The organism is Streptomyces sp. JH14 (genome assembly GCF_029428675.1).
In the GTDB taxonomy this organism is placed as follows: domain Bacteria; phylum Actinomycetota; class Actinomycetes; order Streptomycetales; family Streptomycetaceae; genus Streptomyces.
This window is the reverse complement of record NZ_JAJNEL010000001.1, coordinates 5454716-5480627: the sequence shown is the minus strand read 5'-3', so window position 1 is coordinate 5480627 and position 25912 is coordinate 5454716. Positions and strand designations below refer to the sequence as shown.

General features: G+C 70.4%; 24 protein-coding genes. 14 read left to right on the top strand and 10 right to left on the bottom strand.

Translation table 11 applies throughout. From position 1 onward, the window contains the following. Positions 1-196 precede the first annotated feature (196 nt). A complete protein-coding gene (locus LRD69_RS24790; RefSeq protein WP_277328744.1) occupies positions 197-1195 on the top strand; it encodes a TAXI family TRAP transporter solute-binding subunit in 999 nt (332 codons plus the stop codon). Positions 1196-1269: 74 nt separating this feature from the next. Here the strand turns inward: LRD69_RS24790 and LRD69_RS24785 are convergent, their stop codons facing one another. Next, positions 1270-2664 (bottom strand): HAMP domain-containing sensor histidine kinase, encoded by a 1395-nt coding sequence (locus tag LRD69_RS24785; RefSeq protein ID WP_277328743.1) that lies wholly within the window; start codon positions 2662-2664, stop codon positions 1270-1272. A gap of 15 nt (positions 2665-2679) precedes the next feature. Next, the gene (locus tag LRD69_RS24780) at positions 2680-3372 is read right to left on the bottom strand and encodes a response regulator transcription factor (RefSeq protein ID WP_277328742.1); all 693 of its coding nucleotides are present in this window, start codon (positions 3370-3372) and stop codon (positions 2680-2682) included. Between the two features lie 350 nt (positions 3373-3722). Between LRD69_RS24780 and LRD69_RS24775 the strand changes: the two genes are divergently transcribed. The 8 genes from LRD69_RS24775 to LRD69_RS24740 all read left to right on the top strand — a co-directional run bounded on the left by LRD69_RS24775 (position 3723) and on the right by LRD69_RS24740 (position 11163). Then, complete coding sequence (locus LRD69_RS24775) at positions 3723-4508, top strand: amino acid ABC transporter ATP-binding protein (protein ID WP_277328741.1); 786 nt, start codon at positions 3723-3725, stop codon at positions 4506-4508. A 51-nt stretch (positions 4509-4559) separates the two neighbouring features. Further along, complete coding sequence (locus LRD69_RS24770) at positions 4560-5399, top strand: glutamate ABC transporter substrate-binding protein (protein WP_277328740.1); 840 nt, start codon at positions 4560-4562, stop codon at positions 5397-5399. A 75-nt stretch (positions 5400-5474) separates the two neighbouring features. Continuing rightward, a complete protein-coding gene (locus tag LRD69_RS24765) occupies positions 5475-6140 on the top strand; it encodes an amino acid ABC transporter permease (protein WP_277328739.1) in 666 nt (221 codons plus the stop codon). Continuing rightward, positions 6137-7048: an amino acid ABC transporter permease gene (locus tag LRD69_RS24760; RefSeq protein WP_277328738.1), complete on the top strand. Its 912-nt coding sequence runs from the start codon at positions 6137-6139 to the stop codon at positions 7046-7048. Before LRD69_RS24765 ends, LRD69_RS24760 begins: the two co-directional genes overlap by 4 nt. Positions 7049-7236: 188 nt before the next feature. Further along, positions 7237-8850, top strand: a complete 1614-nt coding sequence (locus LRD69_RS24755; protein WP_277328737.1) for an FAD-dependent monooxygenase — start codon at positions 7237-7239, stop codon at positions 8848-8850. Between the two features lie 193 nt (positions 8851-9043). Continuing rightward, positions 9044-9613 carry a cysteine dioxygenase gene (locus tag LRD69_RS24750; protein WP_277328736.1) on the top strand — a complete coding sequence of 190 codons (570 nt, stop codon included), beginning with the start codon at positions 9044-9046 and terminating at the stop codon, positions 9611-9613. Further along, positions 9610-10017: a rhodanese-like domain-containing protein gene (locus LRD69_RS24745; RefSeq protein ID WP_277328735.1), complete on the top strand. Its 408-nt coding sequence runs from the start codon at positions 9610-9612 to the stop codon at positions 10015-10017. The genes LRD69_RS24750 and LRD69_RS24745 overlap by 4 nt, the downstream gene beginning before the upstream one ends. A gap of 522 nt (positions 10018-10539) precedes the next feature. After that, positions 10540-11163 carry a hypothetical protein gene (locus LRD69_RS24740; protein WP_277328734.1) on the top strand — a complete coding sequence of 208 codons (624 nt, stop codon included), beginning with the start codon at positions 10540-10542 and terminating at the stop codon, positions 11161-11163. Positions 11164-11311: 148 nt separating this feature from the next. Here the strand turns inward: LRD69_RS24740 and recX are convergent, their stop codons facing one another. Together recX and recA are read right to left on the bottom strand one after the other, a co-directional pair. Continuing rightward, a complete protein-coding gene (gene recX / locus LRD69_RS24735) occupies positions 11312-12037 on the bottom strand; it encodes a recombination regulator RecX (protein ID WP_277328733.1) in 726 nt (241 codons plus the stop codon). 3 nt (positions 12038-12040) lie between these two features. Further along, positions 12041-13174 carry a recombinase RecA gene (gene recA, locus LRD69_RS24730; RefSeq protein WP_277328732.1) on the bottom strand — a complete coding sequence of 378 codons (1134 nt, stop codon included), beginning with the start codon at positions 13172-13174 and terminating at the stop codon, positions 12041-12043. 268 nt (positions 13175-13442) lie between these two features. On the opposite strand from recA, the gene LRD69_RS24725 reads away from it, so the two are divergent. Next, the gene (locus tag LRD69_RS24725) at positions 13443-14351 is read left to right on the top strand and encodes an SDR family oxidoreductase (RefSeq protein ID WP_277328731.1); all 909 of its coding nucleotides are present in this window, start codon (positions 13443-13445) and stop codon (positions 14349-14351) included. A gap of 82 nt (positions 14352-14433) precedes the next feature. On the opposite strand, the gene LRD69_RS24720 is transcribed toward LRD69_RS24725, so the two are convergent. Both LRD69_RS24720 and LRD69_RS24715 read right to left on the bottom strand, forming a co-directional pair. Next, positions 14434-15597 (bottom strand): AI-2E family transporter, encoded by a 1164-nt coding sequence (locus LRD69_RS24720; protein ID WP_277329866.1) that lies wholly within the window; start codon positions 15595-15597, stop codon positions 14434-14436. Positions 15598-15782: 185 nt separating this feature from the next. Beyond that, positions 15783-15977: a DUF3046 domain-containing protein gene (locus LRD69_RS24715; RefSeq protein WP_277328730.1), complete on the bottom strand. Its 195-nt coding sequence runs from the start codon at positions 15975-15977 to the stop codon at positions 15783-15785. A 79-nt stretch (positions 15978-16056) separates the two neighbouring features. Between LRD69_RS24715 and LRD69_RS24710 the strand changes: the two genes are divergently transcribed. Beyond that, the gene (locus LRD69_RS24710; RefSeq protein WP_277328729.1) at positions 16057-16971 is read left to right on the top strand and encodes a hypothetical protein; all 915 of its coding nucleotides are present in this window, start codon (positions 16057-16059) and stop codon (positions 16969-16971) included. Positions 16972-17016: 45 nt separating this feature from the next. Here the strand turns inward: LRD69_RS24710 and LRD69_RS24705 are convergent, their stop codons facing one another. Genes LRD69_RS24705 through LRD69_RS24695 form a run of 3 tightly spaced genes read right to left on the bottom strand, consistent with a single transcriptional unit; the run spans position 17017 to position 19041 of the window. Next, complete coding sequence (locus LRD69_RS24705) at positions 17017-17322, bottom strand: AzlD domain-containing protein (RefSeq protein ID WP_277328728.1); 306 nt, start codon at positions 17320-17322, stop codon at positions 17017-17019. Continuing rightward, positions 17319-18071, bottom strand: coding sequence for an AzlC family ABC transporter permease (locus LRD69_RS24700; RefSeq protein WP_277329865.1), 753 nt, complete (start codon positions 18069-18071; stop codon positions 17319-17321). The genes LRD69_RS24705 and LRD69_RS24700 overlap by 4 nt, the downstream gene beginning before the upstream one ends. A gap of 40 nt (positions 18072-18111) precedes the next feature. After that, positions 18112-19041, bottom strand: coding sequence for an AraC family transcriptional regulator (locus tag LRD69_RS24695; protein ID WP_277328727.1), 930 nt, complete (start codon positions 19039-19041; stop codon positions 18112-18114). A gap of 69 nt (positions 19042-19110) precedes the next feature. On the opposite strand from LRD69_RS24695, the gene LRD69_RS24690 reads away from it, so the two are divergent. From LRD69_RS24690 to LRD69_RS24680, 3 genes are all read left to right on the top strand, one after another. Then, the gene (locus LRD69_RS24690) at positions 19111-23790 is read left to right on the top strand and encodes a DEAD/DEAH box helicase (protein WP_277328726.1); all 4680 of its coding nucleotides are present in this window, start codon (positions 19111-19113) and stop codon (positions 23788-23790) included. A gap of 140 nt (positions 23791-23930) precedes the next feature. After that, positions 23931-24731 carry a DNA-formamidopyrimidine glycosylase family protein gene (locus tag LRD69_RS24685; protein WP_277328725.1) on the top strand — a complete coding sequence of 267 codons (801 nt, stop codon included), beginning with the start codon at positions 23931-23933 and terminating at the stop codon, positions 24729-24731. A 36-nt stretch (positions 24732-24767) separates the two neighbouring features. After that, complete coding sequence (locus tag LRD69_RS24680; protein ID WP_277328724.1) at positions 24768-25532, top strand: SDR family NAD(P)-dependent oxidoreductase; 765 nt, start codon at positions 24768-24770, stop codon at positions 25530-25532. Here the strand turns inward: LRD69_RS24680 and LRD69_RS24675 are convergent. Beyond that, entirely contained in the window at positions 25480-25803 is a 324-nt protein-coding gene (locus tag LRD69_RS24675) for a hypothetical protein (RefSeq protein ID WP_277328723.1), read from the bottom strand. The genes LRD69_RS24680 and LRD69_RS24675 overlap by 53 nt on opposite strands. Positions 25804-25912: the final 109 nt, after the last annotated feature.

The window sequence follows — 25912 nt, the reverse complement described above, 5'->3', positions numbered from 1 at the left end:
CCGCCACACCCATCGCTGTCGGCATGTACCGCGGAGCGGCCCCGTACAGCGGCGGGCCCATGCGTAGGCGCAGCCCTGAAGCGACTCGCCCCTCCGCCTGTCACCGGGCGGTACGCGGCGGTACGGGCACCCTCGCCGCCGCCTTCCATGAGCCCTGCCCTGGCCATCACCCCCGGTGAGCTGGCAGGATCGCGCCATGTTCCACGCGCTGACCCGTACCGGCCGGCGGCGAGCCCTGCAGGGGGGCGCCGCGGGCGCTGTCGTTCTCGGGTTGCTGCTGTGGTGGGTACTGCCGCTCGGCGAACCTTCGCCCAGCGGGTCGCTGACCTTCAGCACCGGGGTACCCAGCGGGGTCTATCAGCGCTACGGCGAGCGGCTCGAAGCAGTGCTCGCCAAGGACATGCCCCGTGCGTCGATACGGCTGCAGACCTCCGAGGGATCCCAGCAGAACATCGAGCGGGTGGCGACGGGGAAGGCCGACTTCACCATCGCCACGACCGACGCCCTGGCCACCTATCTCCGCGACGACAAGCCCGGTGCCGACCGGCTGCGCGGCTGCGTGCGGCTGTACGACGACTACGTCCAGCTCGTCGTGGCCCGGGACTCGGGCATACGGCAGGTCTCGGATCTCGTGGGCAAGCGGGTCGGGGTCGGACAGACGGGTTCGGGCGTACGACTGGTGGCCGACCGGCTGATGAAGGCCGCAGGCCTTGATCCTGTGCATGACATCACTCCGGTTCCGGCCGGTATCGACACGATGCCGAAGCGGCTGGAGAACGGCCTGCTCGACGCGTTCTTCTGGTCCGGCGGGCTGCCCACCATCGCGGTGCAGGAGCTGTCGGACCGGTTCGCCATCAGGCTGGTGCCGTTGGAGCAGCCGCTGATCGCGCAGCTTCAGGCAGCCGGGGGCCCGACCCGCTACTACCGCTCCGCGGTGATGCCCGCCGACGCCTACCGCCACGTGCAGGGAGGGCAGGCCGTGCCCACTGTGGCGGTCGCCAATGTGCTGGTCACCACGGACCGTACGGATGCGGCGATGACCGAGGCGTTCACCCGGACCGTGATCGACAGCCGGGACAGCATCGGGCGCGAGGTGCACGCGGCGCAGCTGGTGGACCTGCGGACGGCGATCTACACGGATCCGCTGCCGCTGCACGACGGCGCGAAGCGCTACTACCGCTCGGTCAAGCCCTGAGGTTCGCACACACTCGGTCAGGCCCTGACGGACGCCGGGCGGCGCCCCGGCGCCGGTACCGCAGACCGCGCCTCTCAGCCGTGCGGGCAGTTGCGCGGAACCGTCACGGTCACCCGCAGGCCGTGCGGCTCGTGCGGCGCGTACGCGAGGGAGCCGCCACCCGCCGCGAGCAGGGCACGTGAGATGGACAGCCCGAGGCCGGATCCCCGCACGTTCTGGTGCCGCGTGCTGCGCCAGAAACGGTCGCCGATCCGCTCCAGCTCCTGCTCGGTCAGCCCCGGCCCGCGGTCGGCGACGACCACCGTGGCGTTGTCGCGGCCGGAGGCGACCGTCAATATGACCTCCTCACCGGCGGGGGTGAACTTGCACGCGTTGTCGATGATCGCGTCGAGGGCGCTCGACAGCGCGATGGGGTCCGCCCAGGCGGTCACGGCCGACGCCCCGTCGACCCTCAGCCGCACGCCGTTCTCCTCCGCGAACGGACGCCACGACGCGACGCGTTCGGCGGTGAGCGCGCCGATGTCCGTGAGCCGGAGATCGGCCTCGGCATGCTCGGCCAGCGCCAGATCCAGCAGGTCGTCCAGCACTTGACCGAGGCGCTTGCCCTCCGTGCGGACGGAGGCGATCTCCTCGTTGCCTTCGGGGAGTTCGAGCGCGAGGAGCTCGATGCGCAGCAGCAGCGCGGCGAGCGGGTTGCGCAGCTGGTGCGAGGCGTCGGCGACGAAGGCGCGCTGCTGCTCCAGCACTTCCTCGACGTTGTCGGCCATCTCGTTGAACGAACGGGCCAGACGCCTGAGTTCCGGTGGCCCTCCGGAGGCCACCACGCGGGAGCGCATCTTGCCGCTGGCGATGTCGTGCGCCGCCGCGTCCAGGGTCTGGACGGGCAGCAGCACCCAGCCGGTGAGCCGGATCGCCGCGCCGACGGCGACCAGCATCGCGACCGATTCACCGAGCGCGATCAGCAGCCAGCCGCGCAGCGTCCGGGAGCGCATTTCGCCGGTGGGCGAGTCGAGAACCACCACGGCGACCACATCGCCGTCCCGCACCACGGGCGAGGCCACGACGACCCGCCCGCGCTGCCAGGGCCAGACCTGCGGGGGATCATGGCTGCGGCGTCCGAGGAGAGCCTCGCTGAAGGCCTCGTGCCCCTCCCCCTCGGCCGGAAGCCGCCAGGTCACCGGAGCCATCGCCATGGGGCTGCGGTCGCGGTAGAAGACACCGGCCCGGATTCCGTACACCGAGTCGTACGCCTCGAGCTCGGCCTGCAGCGTGCGGCGCCGTTCGTCGGTGCCACCGGTCTGTTCCGTGACGAACTGGGCAAGCGCGGCAAAGCGCGCCGTGTCGTCGATGCGGTCGACCACGACGCGCTGCTGCTGGGCGGCAGCCACGCTGACGGCCAGCGGGAAGCCGAGCGCGAGCAGCACGCCCGCCATGAGGATGATGAGCAGGGGGAGGAGACGGGTGCGCACCTGGAACGTACGCCCTTACGCGGACGGGGCGACGAGCCGGTAGCCGACCCCGCGCACGGTCTCGATCAGTGCGGGCAGCCGCAGTTTGGATCGCAGGGACGCGACGTGCACTTCCAGCGTGCGGCCCGTTCCCTCCCAGCTGGTGCGCCACACCTCGCTGATGATCTGCTCCCGGCGGAACACCACACCGGGCCGCTGGGCAAGCAACGCGAGCAGATCGAACTCCTTGCGGGTGAGCTGGACTTCGGTGCCGTCGACGCTGACCCGACGGGTCGGAAGCTCGATGTGGACGTGCCCGAGACGCAGTGCGGCGACGGGCGTCGACACCGTGTCCTCGCCGGCCGGCTTGCGCCTGCTGACCGCATGGATGCGTGCCAGGAGTTCACCGGTGTCGTACGGCTTGACGACGTAGTCGTCCGCTCCGAGGTTGAGGCCATGGATCCGCGACCGGACATCGGCCCGCGCGGTCACCATGATCACCGGGGTGGAGGTGCGCTTGCGGATCTTCCCGCACACCTCGTACCCGTCCTGGTCGGGCAGCCCGAGGTCGAGGAGCACCACCCCGAAGGGTTCGGTGTCCGCAGGCAGAAGCGCCTTGAGGGCCTCCTCGCCACTGCGTGCGTGGACGACCTGGAAGCCGTGGCGGGCGAGCACCGCGGACAGGGCGGCCGCCACGTGGTTGTCGTCCTCGACGAGCAGAAGTCTCATGGCCCCCCTTTCCGTCCGCGACGCGGCCTCTTGCCCGCCGCGCCGTCTTTCATGCGCTTGTGCGCGCTTGTCCATACTTCCCGGTACTTGCCCCTACCGAGACGTTTCACGTCATGACGTCCCAGGGCATCCACGCCGATGACCGGTACTTCAGTCAAGGGCCCAGCCATTACATCGAGGTTTCCGTTATGCACCCGGTACGCCCCCGCTACCTCACCCGCCGTCCCGTTCACACGGTGTGTCCGGTTGCCGCCGGATCGTTATGCTCAATTTCCGCTCAGATGTAATGACGGTGGTCGCACTGCGTCATTAGGGTCCTTCCCAACCGAGGAGGACGGAGCAAGAAGCCGATGAGCGGAGTTTCAGTGACCAAGGCCGCCGAGGATGCCGTACCCGCGGCGAACGACCTTGTCGTACTGAGCAACGTCAACAAGCACTTCGGCGCGCTGCATGTGCTCCAGGACATCGACCTGACCATCGCCCGGGGCGAGGTCGTCGTCGTCATCGGACCTTCGGGGTCCGGGAAGTCCACGCTGTGCCGCACGATCAACCGCTTGGAGACGATCGACTCGGGCGCGATCGCGATCGACGGCAAGCCGTTGCCCCAGGAGGGCAAGGAGCTGGCCAGGCTGCGTGCCGATGTCGGCATGGTCTTCCAGTCGTTCAATCTCTTCGCGCACAAGACGGTGCTCGAGAATGTGATGCTGGGCCAGCTGAAGGTCCGCAAGGCGGACAAAAAGGCTGCCGAGGACAAGGCCCGTTCGCTGCTCGACCGGGTGGGGGTGGCGACGCAGGCCGACAAGTACCCCTCCCAGCTCTCCGGAGGCCAGCAGCAACGAGTCGCCATTGCACGGGCGTTGGCCATGGACCCCAAGGTCATGCTGTTCGACGAACCGACCTCCGCGCTCGACCCTGAGATGATCAACGAGGTGCTGGAGGTCATGCAGCAGCTCGCCCGGGACGGCATGACCATGGTCGTCGTCACCCACGAGATGGGCTTTGCGCGCTCCGCCGCCAACCGTGTCGTCTTCATGGCCGACGGGAAGATCGTCGAAGAGGCGACTCCCGACCAGTTCTTCAGCAATCCGCGCAGTGACCGGGCCAAGGACTTCCTCTCGAAGATCCTGCACCACTGATTTCCGGATCAGCTGCTCACTCACATCGCATCAACTCTAGGGAAGTTCACCATGCAGCTTCGTAAGGTCACCGCCGCATCGGCCGCCGTGCTCGCGCTCGCTCTCACCGCCACCGCCTGTGGCTCCTCCGACGACAAGGGCGACTCGGCGGGTGGCGGCAAGAAGATCACGATCGGCATCAAGATCGACCAGCCCGGTATCGGTCTGAAGACGCCCGACGGCAAGTTCACCGGTTTCGACGTCGATGTCGCCACGTACATCGCCAAGGAACTCGGTTACGACGCCAAGGACATCAACTTCAAGGAGACCAAGAGCGCCGACCGCGAGACGGCGATCGAGCGCGGGGACGTCAAGTTCATCGCCGCCTCCTACTCGATCAACGACGAGCGGCTGCAGAAGGTCGACTTCGCGGGTCCGTACCTGCTGGCGCACCAGGACATCCTGGTCCGCGCCGACGACGACTCCATCAAGTCCCCGGCCGACCTGAACAGCAAGAAGCTGTGCTCGGTCACCGGCTCGACGTCCGCGAAGAACGTCAAGGAGAAGCTGGCGCCCAAGGCCCAGCTGCAGGAGTACGGCGGCTACTCCGAGTGCCTCACCGGCCTGGAGAACAAGGCCGTCGACGCACTGACCACGGACGACAGCATCCTGGCCGGTTTCGCCTCCCAGAAGGACTTCCAGGGGAAGTTCAAGCTGGCCGGCTTCAAGATGAGCAACGAGAACTACGGCATCGGCCTGAAGAAGGGCGACGCCGACCTCAAGAAGAAGATCAACGACGCGCTCACCAAGATGGTCTCGGACGGCTCCTGGGACAAGGCGGTGGCGGCCAACTTCGGTCCGGCGAACTACAAGAACGAGCAGGCCCCGAAGATCGGCAACATCGTCAAGTGAAGCAGGGCTGACCCGGCGCGCCGTCCGTGAACGGCGGCGCGCCATGCCCTCCTACACGCGGAAGCGCGGGAGATCGTGTTCGACTTTCTTGAAGGTTACGACCTGTTGGGGGCCTTCTGGGTGACGGTGCAACTCGCCGTCTACTCCGCCCTCGGCTCCCTCATATGGGGAACGCTGCTGGCCGGCATGAAGGTCAGCCCGGTCCCCCTGATGCGCGGTTTCGCCACCGCCTATGTGAATGTCGTCCGGAACATTCCTCTGACCGTCATCATCGTCTTCTCGTCGCTGGGTCTCTTCCAGACGCTCAACATCAGCCTCGGGGCCAGCGACTTCAAGGACATCAACTTCCGGCTCGCGGTTCTCGCGCTGACCGCCTACACCTCGGCGTTCGTCTGTGAGGCACTGCGCGCAGGCATCAACACCGTGCCGGTCGGCCAGGCGGAGGCGGCACGTGCGCTCGGTCTGAGCTTCACGCAGGTACTGCGTCTGATCGTCCTTCCGCAAGCCTTCCGCTCGGTCGTCAACCCGCTGGCCAACGTGCTGATCGCGCTCACGAAGAACACGACGGTCGCCGCCGCCATCGGCGTGGCCGAAGCGGCCTACCTGATGAAGGGCATGATCGAGGCGGAGGCGCAGCTGATCCTGATCTCCGCGGTCTTCGCGTTCGGATTCGTCTGTCTGACCCTCCCGACCGGCCTGATCCTCGGCTGGGTGAGCAAGAAGGTGGCGGTGAAGCGATGACTTCCGTCCTCTACGACGCCCAGGGGCCGCGCGCCAAGCAGCGCAACATCCTGTACACGGTCCTGTTCCTGATCGTCGCTGCTGCCGCCGCGTGGTGGGTGTACGACAGTCTGGCCTCCAAGCACCAGCTCGACTGGATCAAGTGGAAGCCGTTCTTCACCAGCTCCCAGCCCTGGCAGACGTTCCTCTGGCCGGGTCTGCAGAACACTCTCAAGGCGGCGGCGTTCGCCCTGGTCATCGCATTGCCGCTGGGTGCGCTGTTCGGAATCGGCCGGCTCTCCGAACACCGGTGGATGCGGATGCCGGCGGGCCTTGTCGTGGAGTTCTTCCGCGCCATCCCGGTACTGATCCTGATGATCACCGCAAACGCGGCGTACTCCGAGTACACGACCATCAGCAGCGAAACCCGCCCGCTGTACGCAGTGGTCACCGGCCTGGTGCTGTACAACGCCTCGGTGCTCGCCGAGATCGTGCGCGCCGGGATCCTGTCCCTTCCCCAGGGGCAGACGGACGCGGCCAAGGCGATCGGTATGCGCAAGGGCCAGACCATGCTGCATGTGCTGCTGCCGCAGTCGGTGACGGCCATGCTCCCCGCGATCGTCAGCCAGATCGTCGTCATCGTGAAGGACACCGCCCTCGGCGGCGCGGTGCTGACCTTCCCCGAGCTGCTGGCGTCGGTCCGCCCGATGAGCGCGAACTACGGCGCGAACACCATCGCGTGCTTCACGATCATCGCCCTGATCTACATCGTGGTGAACTTCGCGCTCACCTCGTTCGCGGGCTGGCTGGAGGGCCGGCTGCGGCGCGGCAAGAAGAGCACGGGCGCCGTGGTCGGTGTCGCAGGCGACGGCGGTCTGGAGACCATCGGCCCACCGGCGCTCAACATCGATGACGGACGCGCCGTCTGACGGTTCGTCGACACATGCGCCACAGGGGCGCCGGCGCATCCGCCGGCGCCCCTCGCCGTGCTCCGGTGTCACTTGACGCAAGCACCGGCAGTGGGTTGCATACGTTCTGTGATCGCCGACCGAGCCCCCGCTTCCGCTTCCGCTTCCGCCACGACGCCTCCGACCGCACGGGCCCAGGGAGTCACGCCGTGGACCCGGTGATCGTGGTCGGCGCCGGGCCGGTCGGCCTGGCGCTGTCGCTCGCCCTCGCCTCGCAGGGCGTCCCCTCAGTCGTCCTCGACGAGGACCCGGGGAGGGATGAGACGCGCCCCGCCCGGACGGTGGTGCTGCGCGAGGACACAGCGGCGCTCGTGCAGCGGCTCGGGTGCACGGCGCCCAAGGACGAGGGCATCCGGTGGTCCGGCTGGCGGTCCATGCGCCGCAAGCAACTGGTCCGGGAACTGTCGCTCGACGAGGACGCCCCGTACGGTGACCGGCTGCCCGCACCGGTCCATCTGCCGCAGCACGCCCTGACGCGCGGTCTGCGGGCTGCGGTCGCCCGGCAGAGGCTGGTGCAGCTGGCCCCGCTCAGCCGGATCGACACGCTGGAGCAGGACCCCGCCGGGGTCACGGTGCACACCAGAGAGCCCGACTCGACCTGGTGGCGCGGGAGTTATCTGGTGGGCTGCGACGGCGCCAGGTCCACCGTGCGCAAGCTCCTGGACATCAGATTCCCCGGGCGTACGGCGGTGGAGCGGCATGCCGTCGCCGCGCTGCGCACCGAGCTGCCCTGGCCCGGCCGGGCCGTGCTGCACCGGCTGCCGCCATGGCGCTCGGGCGGCACCGAGGTGACCGCCCGGCCGCTGCCGGACGGCGCCTGGCGGCTGGACTGGCTGCTCCCGTCGCGCGGCGAACTCGTCACCCCCGACGCGCTGATCACCCGGGTACGGGACACGCTCGCAGGCTGGTGCGGCGACACCCCGCCGTACGAACTGCTGGACACGGGTGTGTACACGCTGCATCACCGGCTGGCACGGCGCTGGCGCGTACAACGGGCCTTCCTGGCCGGAGATGCCGCACATCTTCTGGGCGCCCTCGGTACGCAGGGGCTCGACGAGGGGCTGCGGGACGCCGAGAACCTGGCCTGGAAGCTGGCCCAGGCCTGGCACCACGGCGCCTGCGACGTGCTGCTCGACAGCTACCAGGCGGAGCGCCGGGCCGCGGTCGCCTCGCGGCTGCGCGCCGCGGACCAGTCGCTACCGATACTGCGTGGCGGCGGAGGACTGCGGACCCTGGTTGCGGGGGGCGCACGGGGGCACGATTCACTGCTCGCCGACGGCCATCTGGGCTGCGGTCCGCTCGGTGCGCCCCCTTCGTACGTGCACTCCCCCCTTGCGCCTCCACGCGCCGGCGCGCACACATCGGTCGGTACGCCCCCCGGCGCGCCAGTCGCCGATGTGCGGGTGACAGCACCCGACGGCACGACCGTGCGGCTGCGCGAGCGGCTGGGGCGGGGCCATGTGCTGGTGGTGCTGGTCGCTCCGGGGACCGGGGTGTGGGACCGGCGGCACTGGTTGACGGCGGGCGTGATGCCCCGGCTCGCCGAGGCGGTCGACGCTCTGCCGGTGAAGGGCGAACTCCTGGTGACCGAGGCATACCCGGGGGCCTCGGCACACACCGTGCTGCTGGTCCGGCCGGACGGACACCTGGTGGCGTCGTTCGCCGGGGTCCGGCCCGCTGAACTTTTCGCGGCGGCGGACGCGGTGCGCGGCGGTGAACCACGCGCGTCCGTACGGTCCGACCAGACGGCAGACATCAATTGACCCCCACAGGCGGCACATGGTGTACTCCGAAACGTGACCGACACCGATGTGCGCCTGTGGCGGAGGGTCCATATGGACCTCGTCCGCTATGCGGGCTGCGTGTGTCGTCCGTCCTGCTGAATCGCCTTCCCCTGCTGCGGTGTGCGCTCTGTCGCATGCCGGGCATCAGACGCGAACTCTCAGGACGGTCCCTGTGTCTGCCTTCCCTCCACCCTCCGTACGTACGTCTCCATCTGGTCCCCGTCCAGCTGCGGATTCGGATCACGGCTCCGGTCCGACGGCCGCGGAACTTCTCGACTTCGTCCGCCGCACGGCGGCGGACGCCGATCTCGTCGCTTCGCTTCCTCGCGATCCCGAGGGCCGTACCTGGGTCCGGCTCGACGGGCCGGCCGGCAGTGAGGCCTGGCTCATCGGCTGGCCGCCGGGCACCGGCACCGGCTGGCACGACCACGCCGAGTCGATCGGCGCCTTCAGCACCGCAGCCGGCACCCTCAAGGAGCAGTCGCTGGCGGTGCGGCTGCCCGCCGACGGCTGGAAGACCCTCGAACTGGCCGACGGTGTCGACCGGTCCCGGCGGCTGCCGGCAGGGCAGGGCAGGGCATTCGGCCGGCACCACGTGCATGAAGTGCTGAACGAGTCCGGCACCGAGCACGCCGTCTCCGTCCACGCGTACTATCCGCCGTTGCCGCAGATCCGGCGCTACAGCCGGTCGGGGGCGGTACTCCGCCTCGAACACATCGAGCGCCCGGAGGACTGGCAGTGAGCGGCGACCGCAACAGCGACACGGAGCGGGTCGGGATCGACGACCTGCTGGAGCGGGTCCGGGCCGGGTTCGACCGGATCGGGCCGTCCGAGGCGGCGGCCGCAGCCTCCGACGGGGCCCTGCTGGTGGACATCCGGTATGCGGAGCTGCGCGAACGGGACGGACTGATCCCGGGGGCGCTGGTCGTCGAGCGCAATGAGCTGGAGTGGCGCCTCGACCCGCAGGGCAGCCACCGCGCACCGGAGGCGGTCAGCCATGACCTGCAGGTGGTGGTGGTCTGCAACGAGGGCTACGCATCGAGTCTCGCGGCCGCGTCCCTGCGGCAGTTGGGGCTGTACCGGGCTACCGATCTGATCGGCGGGTTCCAGGCGTGGCGGGCGGCGGGGCTGCCGGTCGAGGTCTGACCGGAGACGGTCAGCGACTCCGGCGCGGCTCCGGCCCGCCACCGCCGTGCGCACCGCGGCATGGCGTTGGCCGTCGCGCTGCCGGGCCCCGACGGTGCCGGGTGCGGTCGGTACCGCGCGTGCAATGCAGGTTGCGTCAGCCATCGAGGTGGAGCCTCCCCCTGTCGTTCGCCGCGCGGGACCGGCCACCGGGACCGGCCGCACAAGAGGTCGGCGTGGAGCGCGAAGCCGCCGGTGAGATGCGGGCGGAGACCGCTTGTTCCGTGATCCGGGGACCGCCGGGCTCCTCCGGCAGCGTCACACACTGCCGCCTGCACAGAGATCCGTGGGAGGCGAGCGCTCCTGTTTCCTCTTGCCGGGACCATCGCGCGGGGGGCGGCGGTGCCCATGCCACTCACCTGCTCAAAATCCACCCGAATCCGCCGTGACACACCCGAACGCCTCGCCCCGGTGGAGTAAATTCGCCAAAAGGCGGACATTTCCCTCTACGCGAAGGATTGAGATGCCGGAGGCACCGCGCCGATGCCGACCACCACCCTCACCCCCGACCGTCTCGACCGTCGGGCCGCCCGCATCCACGAAACGGAGGCCTGGCAGCAGATCGTCGCGGGCTGGGACATCGCCGTCCCCGAACCGGTGCGTCCCGCCTCAGCCGGCAGCGCACCGCGCCCGGCCGACTGGCGCGATCTGCTGTCCGTGCCGGTCGACCAGCTGATCGCCGACTCGGTCCGCTCCCTGCCGCCGGCTCCGCCGCGCGAGCGTCCACTCCCCGGTCGTCTCGGCGCGATCCTCCCGGACCGGCTCCATGCCTGGCGTCGCATCGGACAACCGGGACTGCGGCCCTCCATCCACCTCGCCTACGCGCGGCAGATCCTGACCGAGTGGGGCTGGCAGAACACCCCGTACCGGCTGCGCAACGCCCGCGGCGCCCGCTGCCTCTGCGGCGCCCTCGTCACCGCGCACCGCCTGGGCTACGGCTCCCTCGACACCGTGGACCGTGCCGGCGCCTGGATCGTCACCGAGCTTCGCTCGCAGGGCTGGACCGGCCTGATCGGTCCCTGGAACCGCCACCCAGGCCGCACCGCTTCGGATGCCCTGGCCCTGCTGGACGCCACCATCCGTCGTGCCGCCTGCGCCGGACAGTGAGGCCGCGCGGCCGCCCCCCGGGACCACGACCACAACCGTGCGCCCCGCCTCCCCCGCACCCGCTCGACGGCCCCTCTGCGCCCATCCGTCAAGCACCTCATGTACGTCCCGTTGTGTGCGCGATGCACGTCTCGATGTGTGCGCGCCGTCAGAACGGCTCGTCGAGGCCTTCCGTGTCCTCACCTTCTTCTTCGAGTGCCTGACGCACCACGCGCAGGGCCATCCCCTCGCCGTATCCCTTGCGCGCGAGCATGCCCGCCAGGCGGCGCAGGCGCTTGTCGCGGTCCAGACCGCGAGTGGAACGCAGCTTGCGCGCGACGAGCTCCCGGGCGGTCTCTTCCTCCTGTTCGGAGTCGAGCTGCCCGATCGCCTCGTCGATCACCGCTGAGTCCACCCCCTTGGTGCGCAGCTCCCGAACAAGAGCACGGCGGGCCAGCCCGCGGCCGTGGTGCCGTGATTCGACCCAGGCGTCCGCGAACGCCGCATCGTCGATCAGCCCCACGTCCTCGAAACGCGACAGCACTTCTTCGGCCGCCTCGTCCGGGATCTCCCGCTTGTGCAGCGCGTCCGCGAGCTGCTTGCGGGTACGCGGGGTCCCGGTGAGCAACCGCAGACAGATGTTGCGCGCTTGCTCGACCGGGTCTCGCGGCTCCCCCTTCTCGGCCCTCGACGAGGAAGGGGAGCCGCTGCTCCTGGAGCGGGAGCGGGCACGACGCCCCGCACCCTCGCCGAATCCGGCACCCGCACCGGTGCCGTCACCGGGACCGGCCTGCGGCTCATATGCGGACTGCGGCAGGGACCCGGCTGTGCGTCCGGAGGCGAATGCGTGACCGGGCTCGGCGTCACTGCCCGGCCACTCCGTACGACGCGTCACGGTCTAGCTCTTGGCCGCCGCGGTCTTGGCCGGCTTGGCCTTGCCGGCGGGAGCGGGCACCGACTTCGCCGCACCGTCGGCCGCAGCCGCCGCGCCGCCCGCCGCGTCCGCGCCGGGCTCGGCACCCAGAGCCGCGTCCGGCCTCACACCGATGCCCAGCTTCTCGAGGATCTTCTTCTCGATCTCGTTGGCAAGATCGGGGTTGTCCTTGAGGAAGTTGCGCGCGTTCTCCTTGCCCTGGCCGAGCTGGTCGCCCTCGTACGTGTACCAGGCGCCGGCCTTGCGCACGAAGCCGTGCTCCACGCCCATGTCGATCAGACCGCCCTCGCGGCTGATGCCCTGGCCGTAGAGGATGTCGAACTCGGCCTGCTTGAAGGGCGGCGCGACCTTGTTCTTGACGACCTTGACGCGGGTGCGGTTGCCGACGGCGTCCGTACCGTCCTTCAGCGTCTCGATCCGGCGGATGTCGAGGCGCACCGATGCGTAGAACTTCAGCGCCCGGCCACCGGTCGTGGTCTCCGGGGAGCCGAACATCACACCGATCTTCTCGCGGAGCTGGTTGATGAAGATCGCGGTGGTCTTGGACTGATTGAGCGCACTGGTGATCTTGCGGAGCGCCTGGCTCATCAGACGGGCCTGCAGACCCACGTGCGAGTCGCCCATCTCGCCCTCGATCTCCGCACGGGGCACGAGCGCCGCGACGGAGTCGATGACGATCAGGTCGAGCGCACCGGAACGGACCAGCATGTCCACGATTTCGAGCGCCTGCTCACCGTTGTCCGGCTGGGACAGGATGAGGTTGTCGATGTCGACACCGAGCTTCTTCGCGTACTCGGGGTCGAGGGCGTGCTCCGCGTCGATGAACGCCACCGAGCCGCCGAGCCGCTGCGCATTCGCCACCGCGTGCAGCGTCAGCGTCGTCTTGCCGGAGGACTCCGGCCCGTACACCTCCACCACACGGCCGCGCGGCAGCCCGCCGACACCGAGGGCGACGTCGAGTGCAGTCGACCCGGTGGGGATCACCTCGATAGGCTCGTTCGGCCGCTCGCCCAGGCGCATCACCGCGCCCTTGCCGAATTGCCGTTCAATCTGTGCGAGTGCGGCGTCCAGCGCCTTCTCGCGGTCGGTTCCTGCCATGGGTTCCACCCGATTTGCTTGAGTCGATCGCTTCACGTCAAAGACGCTAACCCCTGCCACTGACAATGGGCCTCGACGTCCTCCCGGCCTGTGGACAACTCCACGGTCGGGCCCGGGAAAACCCGGCCGGAATCCCATGAGAATGGATGTTCGATTTCGGTGTCAAGCACACCGCGCCGGGCTCTGCTTCCCCTCAGACTAGCGCCCTAGCACTGTACATTCAGCGCGTCAAGATCACGTGGTGAACGTCATGTTAGATTCCGGCCGTATGGGGACATCGCTGGCAGGAAGAGTGGCCCTGGTCGCCGGGGCCACACGAGGTGCGGGCCGCGGCATCGCCGTTCAGCTGGGAACGGCCGGAGCGACCGTCTATGTCACCGGGCGGACGACCGGGACCCAGCGGTCGGAGATGAACCGCCCGGAGACCATCGAGGAGACCGCGGCGCTCGTGGACGAGGCAGGCGGCCACGGCATTCCGGTGCGGGTGGACCATCTCGTGCCCTCGGAGGTCCGCGCACTCGTGACGCGCATCCGGCGCGACCAGGGCCGCCTGCACGTTCTCGTGAACGACATCTGGGGAGCCGAGATCGAGTGGGGCAGGCCTGTCTGGGAGTCCTCTCTCGAGACGGGGCTGCACACTCTGCGTCTGGCTGTCGACACACACGCCATCACCTGCCATTACGCGCTTCCGCTCCTGATCGAGCAGCCCGGAGGCCTGGTCGTCGAGGTGACCGACGGAACCGATGAGTACAACGCCACCCACTACCGGGTCTCCTTCTTCTACGACCTGGCCAAGGCATCGGTGAGCCGGATGGCGTTCGCCCTCGCGCACGAGCTGGAGCCGCACGGCGCGACCGCGGTGTCGCTCACGCCCGGCTGGCTGCGGTCCGAGGCGATGCTGGAGGCCCATGGAGTCACCGAAGCGAACTGGCGCGACGCGATCGCCCACGCGCCCCACTTCGCGATCTCCGAGAGCCCAGCATTCGTCGGCCGGGCCGTGGCCGCGCTCGCGCAGGACCCCGCGGTGGCACGCTGGAACGGACGGTCGCTGTCCAGCGGGCAACTGGCACGGGTCTACGGCTTCACCGATCTGGACGGCAGCCGGCCCGATGCCTGGAGATACGTCCCCGAAGTCCAGGATGCGGGCCGGCCGGCCGACGTGACGGGCTATCGCTGAGCACGCCGGACCGCTGCCCGGAACTCCCGCGTCCCGACCGGTCTCCCCCGCCGTGCCCGAAGTTCCCACGTCCCGCCGTTGCTCACGCCCGCGCGCCCGATGCTCCCAGCTGCTCCGTGTCCTCATCGGCGTCGTTCCCGGAAGCACCGCGCGCACGGCGCAGTCCCGGGAACACCGGCACGCCACGCCGCCGGCGACGGCCGTGCACCCGCGGGTCGTCCGTCACGTCGTAACGCTTCACATACGCCCCCAGGAACGCCTGCAGTGTGGCGACGGCCGGGATCGCGATCAGCGCGCCCACGGCGCCCATCAGTGCCGTACCGGCGATGACCGAGCCGAAGGCGACCGCCGGATGGATGTCGACGGTCCTGGCGGTGAGTTTGGGCTGCAGCACATAGTTCTCGAACTGCTGGTAGACCACCACGAATCCGAGCACCCACAGGGCGTACCAGGGGTCGATGGTGAACGCGATCAGCATCGGCAGGGCGCCCGCCAGATACGTACCGATCGTGGGGATGAACTGCGAGACGAGACCGACCCAGATCGCGAGCGCCGGCGCGTAGGGCACATCGAGGAACACCAGCAGGACGTAATGCGCGATCCCGGAGACGAGTGCCATCAGCCCGCGCGAGTAGAGATAGCCGCCGGTCTTGTCGACGGCGATCTCCCAGGCCCGCAGGACTTCGGCCTGCCGGGCGGGCGGCAGCACGGAGCAGAGCCCGCGGCGCAGCCGGGGACCGTCGGCCGCGAAGTAGAACGAGAACAGGAAGATCGTCAACAGTCGGAACAGCCCGCCGAGCACGGTGGTGGAGACATCGAGCACACCGGTCGCGCTGTTCTGGACGTACTTCTGCAACCAGTCGGAGTGCAGCAGGCTGTCCTGCACCTCGACCCTGGAGAGGTCGGTGTGGAAATTCTGGTTGACCCAGTTGATCACCGAGTCCAGATACTTGGGGAACTCCTCGACCATCTCGACGATCTGGCCCGCGAGCATCGATCCGAGCAGCACGACGAAGCCGGCCCCGGCGACCAGGATCCCGAGGAAGACCAGAAACGTCGCCAGCCCGCGGCGCATGCCGCGCGCCGCCATCCGGCTCACCGCGGGCTCTATGGCGAGTGCCAGGAAGAACGAGATCAGTACATTGATCAAGAGCCCGATGAGCTGGTCGAACGCCCAGCTGCCGAGGCGGAAGCAGGCATAGAGCGCCAGGGCGAGGACCATGGCGCGCGGCAGCCAGGAAGGCATGCGGGCCGACCCGGTACCGGAGGACCGGGTCGGTGGCGCGGCCGGCGGGACGGGTGTGGTGGGGGGCGGCTGGGTCGGGGCTGTCTCGTCTGTCGGTGCCACGGATCCAGTCTCGCCTACGGTTGTGACACCCGGGCCCCCACCCTGGAGAACAGATGCGGGTCCGGCGTCGGACGAACGGCTCGTCAGCGCTTGTCGGCGGGGATGCCGACCGCTGTGCAGACCCCGCGCCAGACGTCCTTCGCATCCCAGCCGGCGGCCAGCGCCTGGTGCACCGTCCGTCCGCCGAGCTCGGCCATCACATGGTCGCGTGCAAAGGAATCTGCATACCCCGCGCCGAAGTGGTCTTCCATTCGTTCCCAGAAAATCGTCAACCGCATGACCTCAGTATCCCGCTCCTGAGAGTGCTGCCGTGCCGCTACGCCTTGCCGAGAGCGCTTACCGGCCTACGGTCGGTCCATGGCTGGAACAGGAGCAAGCCCCCTCGACCGCGCCGAGCAGTTCATCTGGCTCACGGCCCGTGTCCTCGAACAGCGACGGTTCGCCCACCACTTTCTGGAAGGTAGCGCGAACGCGGTGGAGACCGCGCTCGCCGCCTATCTCAACGAGGACGGCGGATACGGAAACGCACTCGAACCCGATCTGCGGGGCCCTGTCAGCCAGCCGCTGCACACGGCCCACGCGCTGAGCGTCCTCGACTCCATCGGCCGCTGCAGCGGCCTGCGCGTGGAGCGGATCTGCCGCTTCCTCACCGGAGTGTCCACGAAAGAGGGTGCGCTGCCGGCCCTCCTGCCCTCGCAGCGCGGCTATCCGGCCGCGCCGTTCATCCCGATCGCCGACGACCCGCCGGCGGAGCTGCTGACCACCGGTCCTGTCGTCGGGCTGCTGCACCGCAATGCGGTCTGGCACGCCTGGCTCTTCCGGGCCACCGACTTCTGCTGGGCGGCCGTCGACGCGCTGGAGCACTCGCATCCGTACGAGATCGAGGCAGCCGTCGCCTTCCTCGACGGCGCACCGGACCGGTCGCGGGCGGAGGCCGCGGCGGACCGCCTCGGCCGGCTCGTGCGCGAACAGCGGCTGGCCGTGCTGGATCCGGCGCGGCGGGCGGAGTACCCGGTGGCGGCCGGGTACGCGCCGGGTGAGCAGCACTTCCCGTACGACTACGCCCGTACACCCGATTCGCTCGCCCGTCGCTGGTTCACCGACGAGGAACTGGTCCGCTCGCTCGACCATCTGGCGTCGGAGCAGCAGCCGGACGGCGGCTGGCCTTTGAACTGGCGGCAGTGGGCGCCGGGCACCGCTCTGGAGGGCAGGCCCCTGGTGACGATCAAGGCGCTGCTGACACTGGAGGCGTACGGACGCAGCCTCGGCTGAACACCGCCGGCCGGTCCGCACGCCCGCTTCGGCCGTCCTGAGCGCCTACCCGAGCGCACGCACCCCCGCCGTGACGACCACGGCGGCGCCCACCACCACCAGGAAGGGCGCGCGCAGCACCAGAGCGAGCGCTGCGGCGGCCAGCCCCGCGCCTCTCGCGTCCAGCACCAGCTGCTGTCCGTCCCCGAAGGTCTGCTGCGCCGTGAGTGCTGCCAGCAGCGCCACCGGCAGAAGCGCGGCAAGACGCTGCACGAGCGGGCGCTCCAATACACCCGCGGGCACCAGGAGCCCCAGCAGCTTCGCGAGATAACAGCCGACGACGGTCAGTGCGATCGCGATCCAGACATTCATCGGCCGTCCTCCTTCGGGGTGGCTTCCTCGGCGGGGCGGTCACCGGGCCGTCGGTTCCTGCGTCCGCTCAGGAAGAGCACGGCGGGCGCGGCCAGCGCGGAGAGCAGAACCGGCACGCCTGCGGGCAGCACGGGCAGCAGCCCGAGGGCGAGCAGGACGGCGACCGCGGCGGTGATGCGCTCCGTGGAGGTCTTCAGCATGGGGGCGAGCAGGGCGAGGAAGACGGCGGGGCTCGCGGCGTCCAGCCCCCAGGTGTCGGTGTCGCCGAGCGCTTTTGCGCCCAGGGCCCCCAGCAGCGTGGTCAGGTTCCACAGCACGTAAAGGGTGAGTCCGGTGACGGTGAATCCGATCCGCGCGGCCCGCCGGGTGGTCTGGGGCAGAGTCACGGCGGTCGTCTCGTCGATCACCCACTGTGCGGCGAGCGGTCGAACCAAGCGCGGCAGCGCGAGGAGCTGCGACAGCCGCAGCCCGTAGAAGGCGTTGCGTACGCCGAGGAAGAACGCTCCGGCAGCCGCCGTGTACGGGTTACCGCCCGCCGCGAGGGCACCCACCAGTGCGAACTGCGAGGCACCGGTGAAGACGAGAAGACTGAGCGCGCAGGTCTGGAGGAGACTCAGGCCGGAGCCCGCCGAGGTGACGCCGAAGGCGAAGCCGGAGAGCCCCACCGCGATACCGACACCGAGGGCGTCGCGGACGACGGCCGCGTCGGACGTCTCCCGGCCGACGGCCGTCCCGGCCGTCCGGCCGATCTTCTCTGGGGATGTTGTCTGTTCTGCCACGGCCGGAAGGCTACGCGGACAGATCGGGACCGGTCTTGTACGTTCTTGCGCGTTCACGCTGGTAGGCGCCGGGCGGCACCCCCACGATCCGGGTGAAATGGCGGTTCAGGTGCGGCTGGTCGGTGAAGCCGACCTCGGCCGCGGCGTCCGCGGGTGCGATGCCCGCATCCAGCATCCGCCGCGCCCGCCGTACCCGGGCATCGGTGAGCCAGGTGTGCGGCGGCATCCCGTACTGCTTCTTGAACGCCCTCAGCAGAGCGAACGGGCTGGTACCGAGTTCGGCGGCCAGGGCCTCCAGGGTCGGCGGCCCGGCCATCCTGCTCTCCAGCACCGCACGCGCCCGCACCGCGGCCCCGGCGCCCGCCGACCGGGGGGAGCGGGCGGGCAGCACACTGCCGTGGCGGCTGAGCAGCCGCGCGACGACGATCCGCAGGACGCTGTCGGCGGCGAGCGCATTGCCCTCCTCGGCAGCCCGGTGCACCTCGCCTATGAGCCGGGCCGCTTCCGGATCGACGACGCTGGTCTCGGCGAAACCGACGGTGCCGCGCAGCCGCGTCGTGTCGGCCGCGATGTCGTTGATCACCTGCACGGACGGGTACAGCGTGGCGTACGCCCAGCCCTCGGGCACCCCGGCACGGGCGGTGTGCGGCACTTCGGGGTTGATCATGACAACGCTGCCGGGGCCCGCGTGCACGGTGCCGTCGGGCAGCCCGATGTCCTCGATCCCCCCGGTGACGGAGGCGAGGACATGGCCCTCGTGGCTGTGGCGCGGAAAGGTGTGGCGGATGTACCGGGCACGCAGCAGATCGAGGTCGGGCAGTTCCGCGTACTGCCAGTGCCTCGCCCACTCGTCCGAGACCGAAGCCGAACCCGAGACGGGTGCCGAGGCCGAGACGGGTGCCGAGGCCGGGGCCGGCACGGAGGGCGAGGGTGCTGCCATGCCCGAATTCTCGCAGCTACGGTCCATTGTCACGGTCCGTTGTCAGTGGTCGGGTGCACGATGGGGGGCATGGCCGGCTCTGCGCTCGATTCGTTCTCACCCGCCACCCGCAGCTGGTTCGCGGGTGCCTTCAGCGCGCCGACGTCCGCGCAGGAGGGCGCCTGGCGCGCGATCGGCGAGGGCTCGGACGTGCTGGTCGTCGCGCCCACCGGATCGGGCAAGACACTCGCCGCGTTCCTCGCCGCCCTGGACCGGCTGGCAGCCGTTCCGCCGCCGGCCGAAGCGAAGAAGCGCTGCCGCGTGCTGTACGTATCCCCCCTGAAGGCCCTCGCGGTGGACGTGGAGCGCAATCTCCGCTCACCGCTGACCGGCATCCGCCAGGAATCGGTGCGGCTCGGTCTGCCCGAGCCCGACGTGCGGGTGGGCATCCGCTCCGGCGACACCCCGCCCGCCGAGCGCCGGTCGATGGCGACCCGCCCGCCGGACATCCTGATCACCACCCCCGAGTCGCTGTTCCTGATGCTGACCTCGTCGGCCCGCGAGGCCCTGTCGGGGGTCGAGACGGTGATTCTCGACGAGGTGCACGCGGTCGCCGGTACGAAGCGGGGCGCCCATCTCGCCGTATCGCTGGAGCGGCTGGACGAGCTGCTGCCGCGGCCGGCGCGGCGGATCGGCCTGTCGGCGACGGTCCGTCCGGTCGACGAAGTGGCGCGGTTCCTCTCGCCGCGGCGGAAGGTGGAGATCGTCCAGCCGCCGTCCACCAAGCGCTTCGAACTGTCGGTCGTCGTGCCGGTGGAGGATCTCGGCGAGCTCGGCGGTTCCCCCGCCACCGACCCGGATCAAGCGGGCCAGGCGGAGAAGCCGTCGATCTGGCCGCATGTCGAGGAGCGGATCGCCGATCTCGTCCAGGCGCACCGCTCCACCATCGTCTTCGCCAACTCCCGTCGTCTCGCAGAGAGACTGTGCAACCGGCTCAACGAGATCGCGTACGAGCGGGCCACCGGCGAGACGATGCCGGAGGCCCACTCCCCCGCCGAGGTCATGGCCCAGTCCGGTGCGGCGAAGGGAGCCCCCGCACTGCTCGCCCGCGCGCACCACGGTTCGGTCTCCAAGGAGCAGCGCGCCCAGGTCGAGGAGGACCTGAAGGCGGGCCGGCTGCCTGCGGTGGTCGCCACTTCCAGCCTGGAGCTGGGCATCGACATGGGCGCGGTCGACCTGGTGGTCCAGGTCGAATCGCCGCCGTCGGTCGCCTCCGGACTGCAGCGGGTCGGCCGTGCCGGGCACCAGGTCGGCGCGGTCTCCACCGGAGTGGTCTTCCCCAAGTACCGCGGCGATCTGGTGCAGGCGGCGGTGGTCACCGAACGCATGCGCACCGGCTCGATCGAGGCACTCCGGATCCCGTCGAATCCGCTGGATGTGCTGGCCCAACAGCTCGTCGCCATGGTCGCGCTGGATACCTGGCAGGTGGACGATCTGCTGGCCGCGGTCCGCCGCGCGGCACCATTCGCCTCGCTCCCGGAGTCGGCATTCACAGCCGTGCTCGACATGCTCGCCGGCCTCTACCCGTCCGATGCCTTCGCCGAGCTGCGCCCTCGCGTGGTCTGGGACCGCATCGCCGGCACGGTCACGGGCCGCCCCGGCGCCCAGCGGCTCGCCGTCACCTCCGGCGGCACGATCCCGGACCGCGGGCTCTTCGGGGTCTTCCTCGCCGGTTCCGACCCGAAGAAGGGCGGCGGCCGGGTCGGCGAGCTGGACGAGGAGATGGTGTACGAGTCGCGGGTCGGCGATGTGTTCACGCTGGGCACCACGTCCTGGCGGATCGAGGACATCACCCGCGACCGGGTCCTGGTGTCACCCGCCCCCGGGGTTCCGGGACGGCTGCCGTTCTGGAAGGGGGACCAGCTGGGCCGCCCGCTGGAGCTGGGCCGTGCGCTGGGCGCGTTCCTCCGCGAGATCGGTGGGCTGTCGCCCGAGAACGCCAGGTCGCGGCTGCTCGCCGCCGGTCTCGACACCTGGGCTGCCGACAACGTCCTGTCGTACATCGACGAACAGCGCGCCGCCTGCGGCCACGTCCCGGACGACCGGACCATCCTCGTCGAGCGTTTCCGTGACGAGCTGGGCGACTGGCGGGTGGTCGTGCACTCCCCGTTCGGCGCGCAGGTCCATGCCCCCTGGGCGCTCGCGCTGAGCGCGCGCCTCGCCGAGCGGTACGGCATGGATGCCCAGGTGATGCATGCCGACGACGGCATCGTGCTGCGGCTGCCCGACGCCGACATGATGGGCCTGGACCTCCTGGACTTCGATCCGGTCCCGGACCCTTCCCCGGACCCGTCACGGCACTCGTCCCGGGAGCCGGCCCCCTTGGCCGCAGCGGCGTACGACAGTGATGAGCCGCCCGTCGGCGCCGCCGATGTCGTCTTCGACCAGGGCGAGATCAACCAGATCGTCACCGACCAGGTCGGCGGATCCGCCCTGTTCGCGTCCCGCTTCCGCGAGTGTGCGGCCCGCGCCCTGTTGCTGCCCCGCCGCAGCCCGGGCAAGCGCACCCCGCTGTGGCAGCAGCGCCAGCGCGCCGCCCAGCTCCTCCAGGTGGCCTCGGAGTTCGGCTCGTTCCCGATCGTCCTCGAAGCGGTCCGCGAGTGCCTGCAGGACGTCTTCGACGTCCCCGGGCTCGCGGAACTGATGGGTGATCTCGAAGCACGCCGCGTCCGCCTGGTCGAGGTGACCACCCAGGAGCCCTCCCCCTTCGCCCGTTCGCTCCTCTTCGGCTATGTCGCGCAATTCCTGTACGAGGGCGACTCGCCGCTCGCCGAGCGGCGGGCGGCCGCGCTCTCCCTCGATTCCCACCTCCTCGCCGAGCTTCTGGGCCAGGCGGAACTGCGCGAGCTGCTCGACGCCGAGGTGCTGGGCGAGCTGGAGCGCGAGCTCCAGTGGCTGACCGAGGATCGCCGGATCAAGGATGTCGAAGGCGTCGCCGACCTGCTCCGCGTCCTCGGCCCGCTCACCGATGCCGAGCTGGCCGAGCGCGGTGCCGAGCCGCCCTGGGCCCCGGAGCTGGCCTCGGCCCGCCGGGCCATCCGGGTCCGGATCGGCGGAGCCGACCACTGGGCGGCGATCGAGGACGCCGGCCGGCTGCGCGACGCGCTGGGCACAGCCCTCCCGGTCGGGGTGCCGGAGGCGTTCACCGAACCGGTGAAGGATCCGCTCGGCGATCTCCTCGCCCGCCACGCCCGTACGCACGGCCCGTTCACCTCCCGCGGAGCCGCCGCCCGTTTCGGCCTCGGCACCGCTGTCACGGACGGCGCACTGCAGCGGCTCGCCGCATCCGGCCGGATCGTCCAGGGCGAGTTCCACCCCGCCGGCATAGGCCAGGAATGGTGCGACGCCACGGTGCTGCGCCGGCTCCGCCGCCGGTCGCTCGCCGCACTCCGGCACGAGCTGGAGCCGGTCCCGCCCGCCGCCCTCGCCGGCTTCCTTCCGCAGTGGCAGCATCTCGGCAGCAACAGCCTGCGCGGAATTGACGGACTGGCCCGCGCCATCGAACAGTTGCAGGGTGCCCCCGTCCCCGCGTCGGCGCTGGAGAAGCTGATCCTGCCGGGCCGGATCACCGGGTACGCCCCCGCTCTGCTCGACGAACTCACCACCACCGGAGAGGTGATCTGGGCCGGTGCGGGCGCTCTGCCCGGCAAGGACGGCTGGCTGTCCCTCTATCTCGCGGACAGCGCGCCCCTGCTCCTCCCGCCCCCGCACCCACTCGAACTCAGCGCCCTGCACGAATCCGTCCTGACCGCCCTGACCGGCGGGTACGGGCTGTTCTTCCGGCAGATCGCCGATCAGGTCCGCGCCACCACCCACCCTGACTGCACCGATCCTCAACTGGCCGACGCCCTCTGGGACCTGACGTGGTCCGGCCGGTTGACCAATGACACGCTGGCGCCGCTGCGTTCGCTCCTCGGCTCCGGGCGTACGGCGGGGTCGACCGCCCATCGCTCCAAGCGCAGCGTCCCGCGCGGCCGTTACGGCTCGCTCACCGCGGCGGCCCGCCCGGTGTCGCGCACCGGACCGCCCACGGTCTCGGGCCGCTGGTCCCTGCTGCCCGGTACCGAGCGCGACCCCACGCACCGTGCGCACGCCCTGGCGCGCACGCTCCTGGACCGTCACGGCGTGGTGACCCGTGGAGCGGTCCAGGCCGAAGGGGTCGAGGGCGGTTTCTCCGCGACGTACCGCATCCTCTCCGCCTTCGAGGACAACGGGCAGGCACGGCGCGGCTATGTCGTCGAAGGGCTGGGAGCCGCCCAGTTCGCGATGGACGGTGCGGTCGACCGGCTCCGTGCGGCGTCCACGGCCCGCGACCGCACCGAACCGGGCACGGTGCCCCGCGCTCTGGTGCTCGCCGCCGCCGATCCGGCCAATGCGTACGGCGCTGCCCTGTCCTGGCCCGAGCCGCCGGACGGGGCCGGACACCGACCGGGACGCAAGGCCGGTGCCCTCGTGGTCCTGGTCGACGGCGAACTGACGCTGTACATGGAGCGCGGCGGCAAGACCCTGCTCGCCTGGCCGACCGATCCGGAGGACCCCGCGCTCAGGGCGGCGGCCGAGGCACTGGCCACCTCGGCCCGTGCCGGAGCGCTCGGCACGGTCACGGTGGAGCGCACCAACGGCGCCTCTTCCCTGACCTCGCCTCTGGGCCGCACGCTGGAAGCAGCCGGCTTCCACGCCACCCCGAGAGGTCTTCGCCTGCGCGCCTGACCCACACCCTCCGCCGGCCACACGGCCCGGGCTCGCGCGCCGCCCGGGCCCGACGGCCGCACCTCCGCGCGGCCCCGGCCCCGCGCCCCCGCCTCGGCCGCAACACTCCCCCGCACCACACCACCACGCATTATGGAGACATGCCCGAAGGAGACTCCGTCCTGCACACCGCCAGGCGTCTGCACACCGCGCTGGCCGGCCAGGTCCTCACCCGCTCGGACCTGCGCGTGCCACGGTTCGCGACCGCCGATCTCACCGGCAGGACCGTCCTCGACGCCGTCTCGCGCGGCAAGCATCTCCTCACGCGGATCGAGGGCGGCCTCACCCTTCACAGCCACCTGCGGATGGACGGCGCCTGGCACGTATACGCCCCGGGCGAGCGCTGGCGAGGCGGCCCGTCCCATCAGATCCGCGCGATTCTCGCCACCGCCGACCGCACAGCGGTCGGTTATCGGCTCCCCGTCCTGGAGCTCCTTCGCACCGCGGACGAGGAGAAGGCGGTCGGCCATCTCGGCCCCGATCTTCTGGGTCCCGACTGGGACCCCGGCACCGCGCTGCGCAACCTGCTCACCGACCCCACCCGCCCCCTGGGCGAAGCCCTTCTGGACCAGCGCAATCTGGCCGGCATCGGCAACATCTACAAGGCCGAGCTCTGCTTCCTCGCCCGCGTCACCCCCTGGCTGCCCGTCGGTGAGCTGGCCGCCCCCACCGCCGCCCGACTGGTCACCACGGCCAAACAGCTCCTCGAAGCCAACCGTGACCAGCCTGTCCGGACGACCACCGGCTCCCGGGCGCGCGGGTACGGCGCGCACGAGCGGCTCTGGGTGTACGGCCGGACCCACCGCCCCTGCCTTCGTTGCGGTGCCCCCATCCGAACGGCGGAGCAGGACACCCGCCCCACGTACTGGTGCCCAGGCTGCCAATCCGGCCCCACACCATAGTTGACGTACCGTCAGATTCGGTCGTACGGTCCGGACATGCCTCTCGCCGCGTACGACCTCACCGGCCGCTCCGCGTTCATCACCGGCTCGGCCGGCGGCATCGGCCGGGCCAGCGCGGTCCTGCTCGCACAGGCGGGAGCAACCGTCCACTGCGTCGACCGGGACGAGAAGGGCCTTCTGGAGACGCAGGAGATGATCACTCGGGCAGGTGGTGCAGCCCACACCCATCACCTCGATGTCACCGACCGCAGTCGCCTCCGGGACGCGGTCGCCGCAGCCGGTGACCTCGACATCCTGGCCGCCGTCGCCGGAATCATGCATACGAGCAGCGTCCTGGACACGACCGACGAAGACCTCGACCGCGTGCTCGCCGTCAACTTCAAGGGCGTGCTGTACGCGTGCCAGGAGGTGGCCCGCAGCATGATCGCGCGCGGCGCACCCGGCTCGCTGATCACCATGGCCTCCGGCGCGGTCGACGCCGCAAACCCGGGGCTGCTCTGTTACAGCGCGGCCAAGGCGGCAGTCGTCCAGCTGACCAGGACCCTGGCGACCGAACTGGGACCTCGCGCCATCCGCGTCAATGCCGTCGCACCGGGCTGGATCCGTACCCGCATGACCGCCAAGCACGACGCGGAGCAGCAGGACCGCACCGAGGCGGCCATGGTCCGGATCTCCCCGCTCGGCCGGGTGGGTGAGGCCGAGGACGTCGCCCACACGGTCCTGCACCTCGCATCCGACGCATCCGGCTTCATGACCGGCCAGATCCTCCGCCCGAACGGCGGCGTAGCCATGCCCTGGTAGTACGCCAGGCCTGGTCTGCCGCCGTGCCGGCTGCGCGGCCGGCACGTCGCCTCACGGCCGCGCACCAACCGGGCGTCTCTCCGTCGGCGTCCTTCGTTTCCTCCGGCCCGGCGTTGGCAGCCACATGGACGGGCAGGAGGCTGAGCCCCCAACCGCCCGCTGCCACCGCGCCCTCGACCAGCCCGGCATGTTCCGACTCCAGCACCAGCCGCAGCACGGCCCACCACCACATCCCGCCGAGAGCGAGCGCGGGCACCCATCGCCGTACCATGGCTGCCTCCTCCGCCCGAACCTAGTCCGGTCCGATCACCCGGCGGGAGGGCGCACCGGTGTGCAGTACCGGCGCGCACGGCGCGGGCGAGCTTCTCCGTTCGCATGGT

Bases quoted from the DNA above. Each gene is read 5' to 3' on its own strand.
- LRD69_RS24790 (WP_277328744.1), top strand. From the start codon at position 197: ATGTTCCACGCGCTGACCCGTACCGGCCGGCGGCGAGCCCTGCAGGGG.
- LRD69_RS24780 (WP_277328742.1), bottom strand. From the start codon at position 3,372: ATGAGACTTCTGCTCGTCGAGGACGACAACCACGTGGCGGCCGCCCTG.
- LRD69_RS24775 (WP_277328741.1), top strand. From the start codon at position 3,723: ATGAGCGGAGTTTCAGTGACCAAGGCCGCCGAGGATGCCGTACCCGCG.
- LRD69_RS24770 (WP_277328740.1), top strand. From the start codon at position 4,560: ATGCAGCTTCGTAAGGTCACCGCCGCATCGGCCGCCGTGCTCGCGCTC.
- LRD69_RS24760 (WP_277328738.1), top strand. From the start codon at position 6,137: ATGACTTCCGTCCTCTACGACGCCCAGGGGCCGCGCGCCAAGCAGCGC.
- LRD69_RS24740 (WP_277328734.1), top strand. From the start codon at position 10,540: ATGCCGACCACCACCCTCACCCCCGACCGTCTCGACCGTCGGGCCGCC.
- recA (WP_277328732.1), bottom strand. From the start codon at position 13,174: ATGGCAGGAACCGACCGCGAGAAGGCGCTGGACGCCGCACTCGCACAG.
- LRD69_RS24725 (WP_277328731.1), top strand. From the start codon at position 13,443: ATGGGGACATCGCTGGCAGGAAGAGTGGCCCTGGTCGCCGGGGCCACA.
- LRD69_RS24720 (WP_277329866.1), bottom strand. From the start codon at position 15,597: ATGCCTTCCTGGCTGCCGCGCGCCATGGTCCTCGCCCTGGCGCTCTAT.
- LRD69_RS24715 (WP_277328730.1), bottom strand. From the start codon at position 15,977: ATGCGGTTGACGATTTTCTGGGAACGAATGGAAGACCACTTCGGCGCG.
- LRD69_RS24710 (WP_277328729.1), top strand. From the start codon at position 16,057: ATGGCTGGAACAGGAGCAAGCCCCCTCGACCGCGCCGAGCAGTTCATC.
- LRD69_RS24705 (WP_277328728.1), bottom strand. From the start codon at position 17,322: ATGAATGTCTGGATCGCGATCGCACTGACCGTCGTCGGCTGTTATCTC.
- LRD69_RS24695 (WP_277328727.1), bottom strand. From the start codon at position 19,041: ATGGCAGCACCCTCGCCCTCCGTGCCGGCCCCGGCCTCGGCACCCGTC.
- LRD69_RS24690 (WP_277328726.1), top strand. From the start codon at position 19,111: ATGGCCGGCTCTGCGCTCGATTCGTTCTCACCCGCCACCCGCAGCTGG.
- LRD69_RS24685 (WP_277328725.1), top strand. From the start codon at position 23,931: ATGCCCGAAGGAGACTCCGTCCTGCACACCGCCAGGCGTCTGCACACC.
- LRD69_RS24680 (WP_277328724.1), top strand. From the start codon at position 24,768: ATGCCTCTCGCCGCGTACGACCTCACCGGCCGCTCCGCGTTCATCACC.
- LRD69_RS24675 (WP_277328723.1), bottom strand. From the start codon at position 25,803: ATGGTACGGCGATGGGTGCCCGCGCTCGCTCTCGGCGGGATGTGGTGG.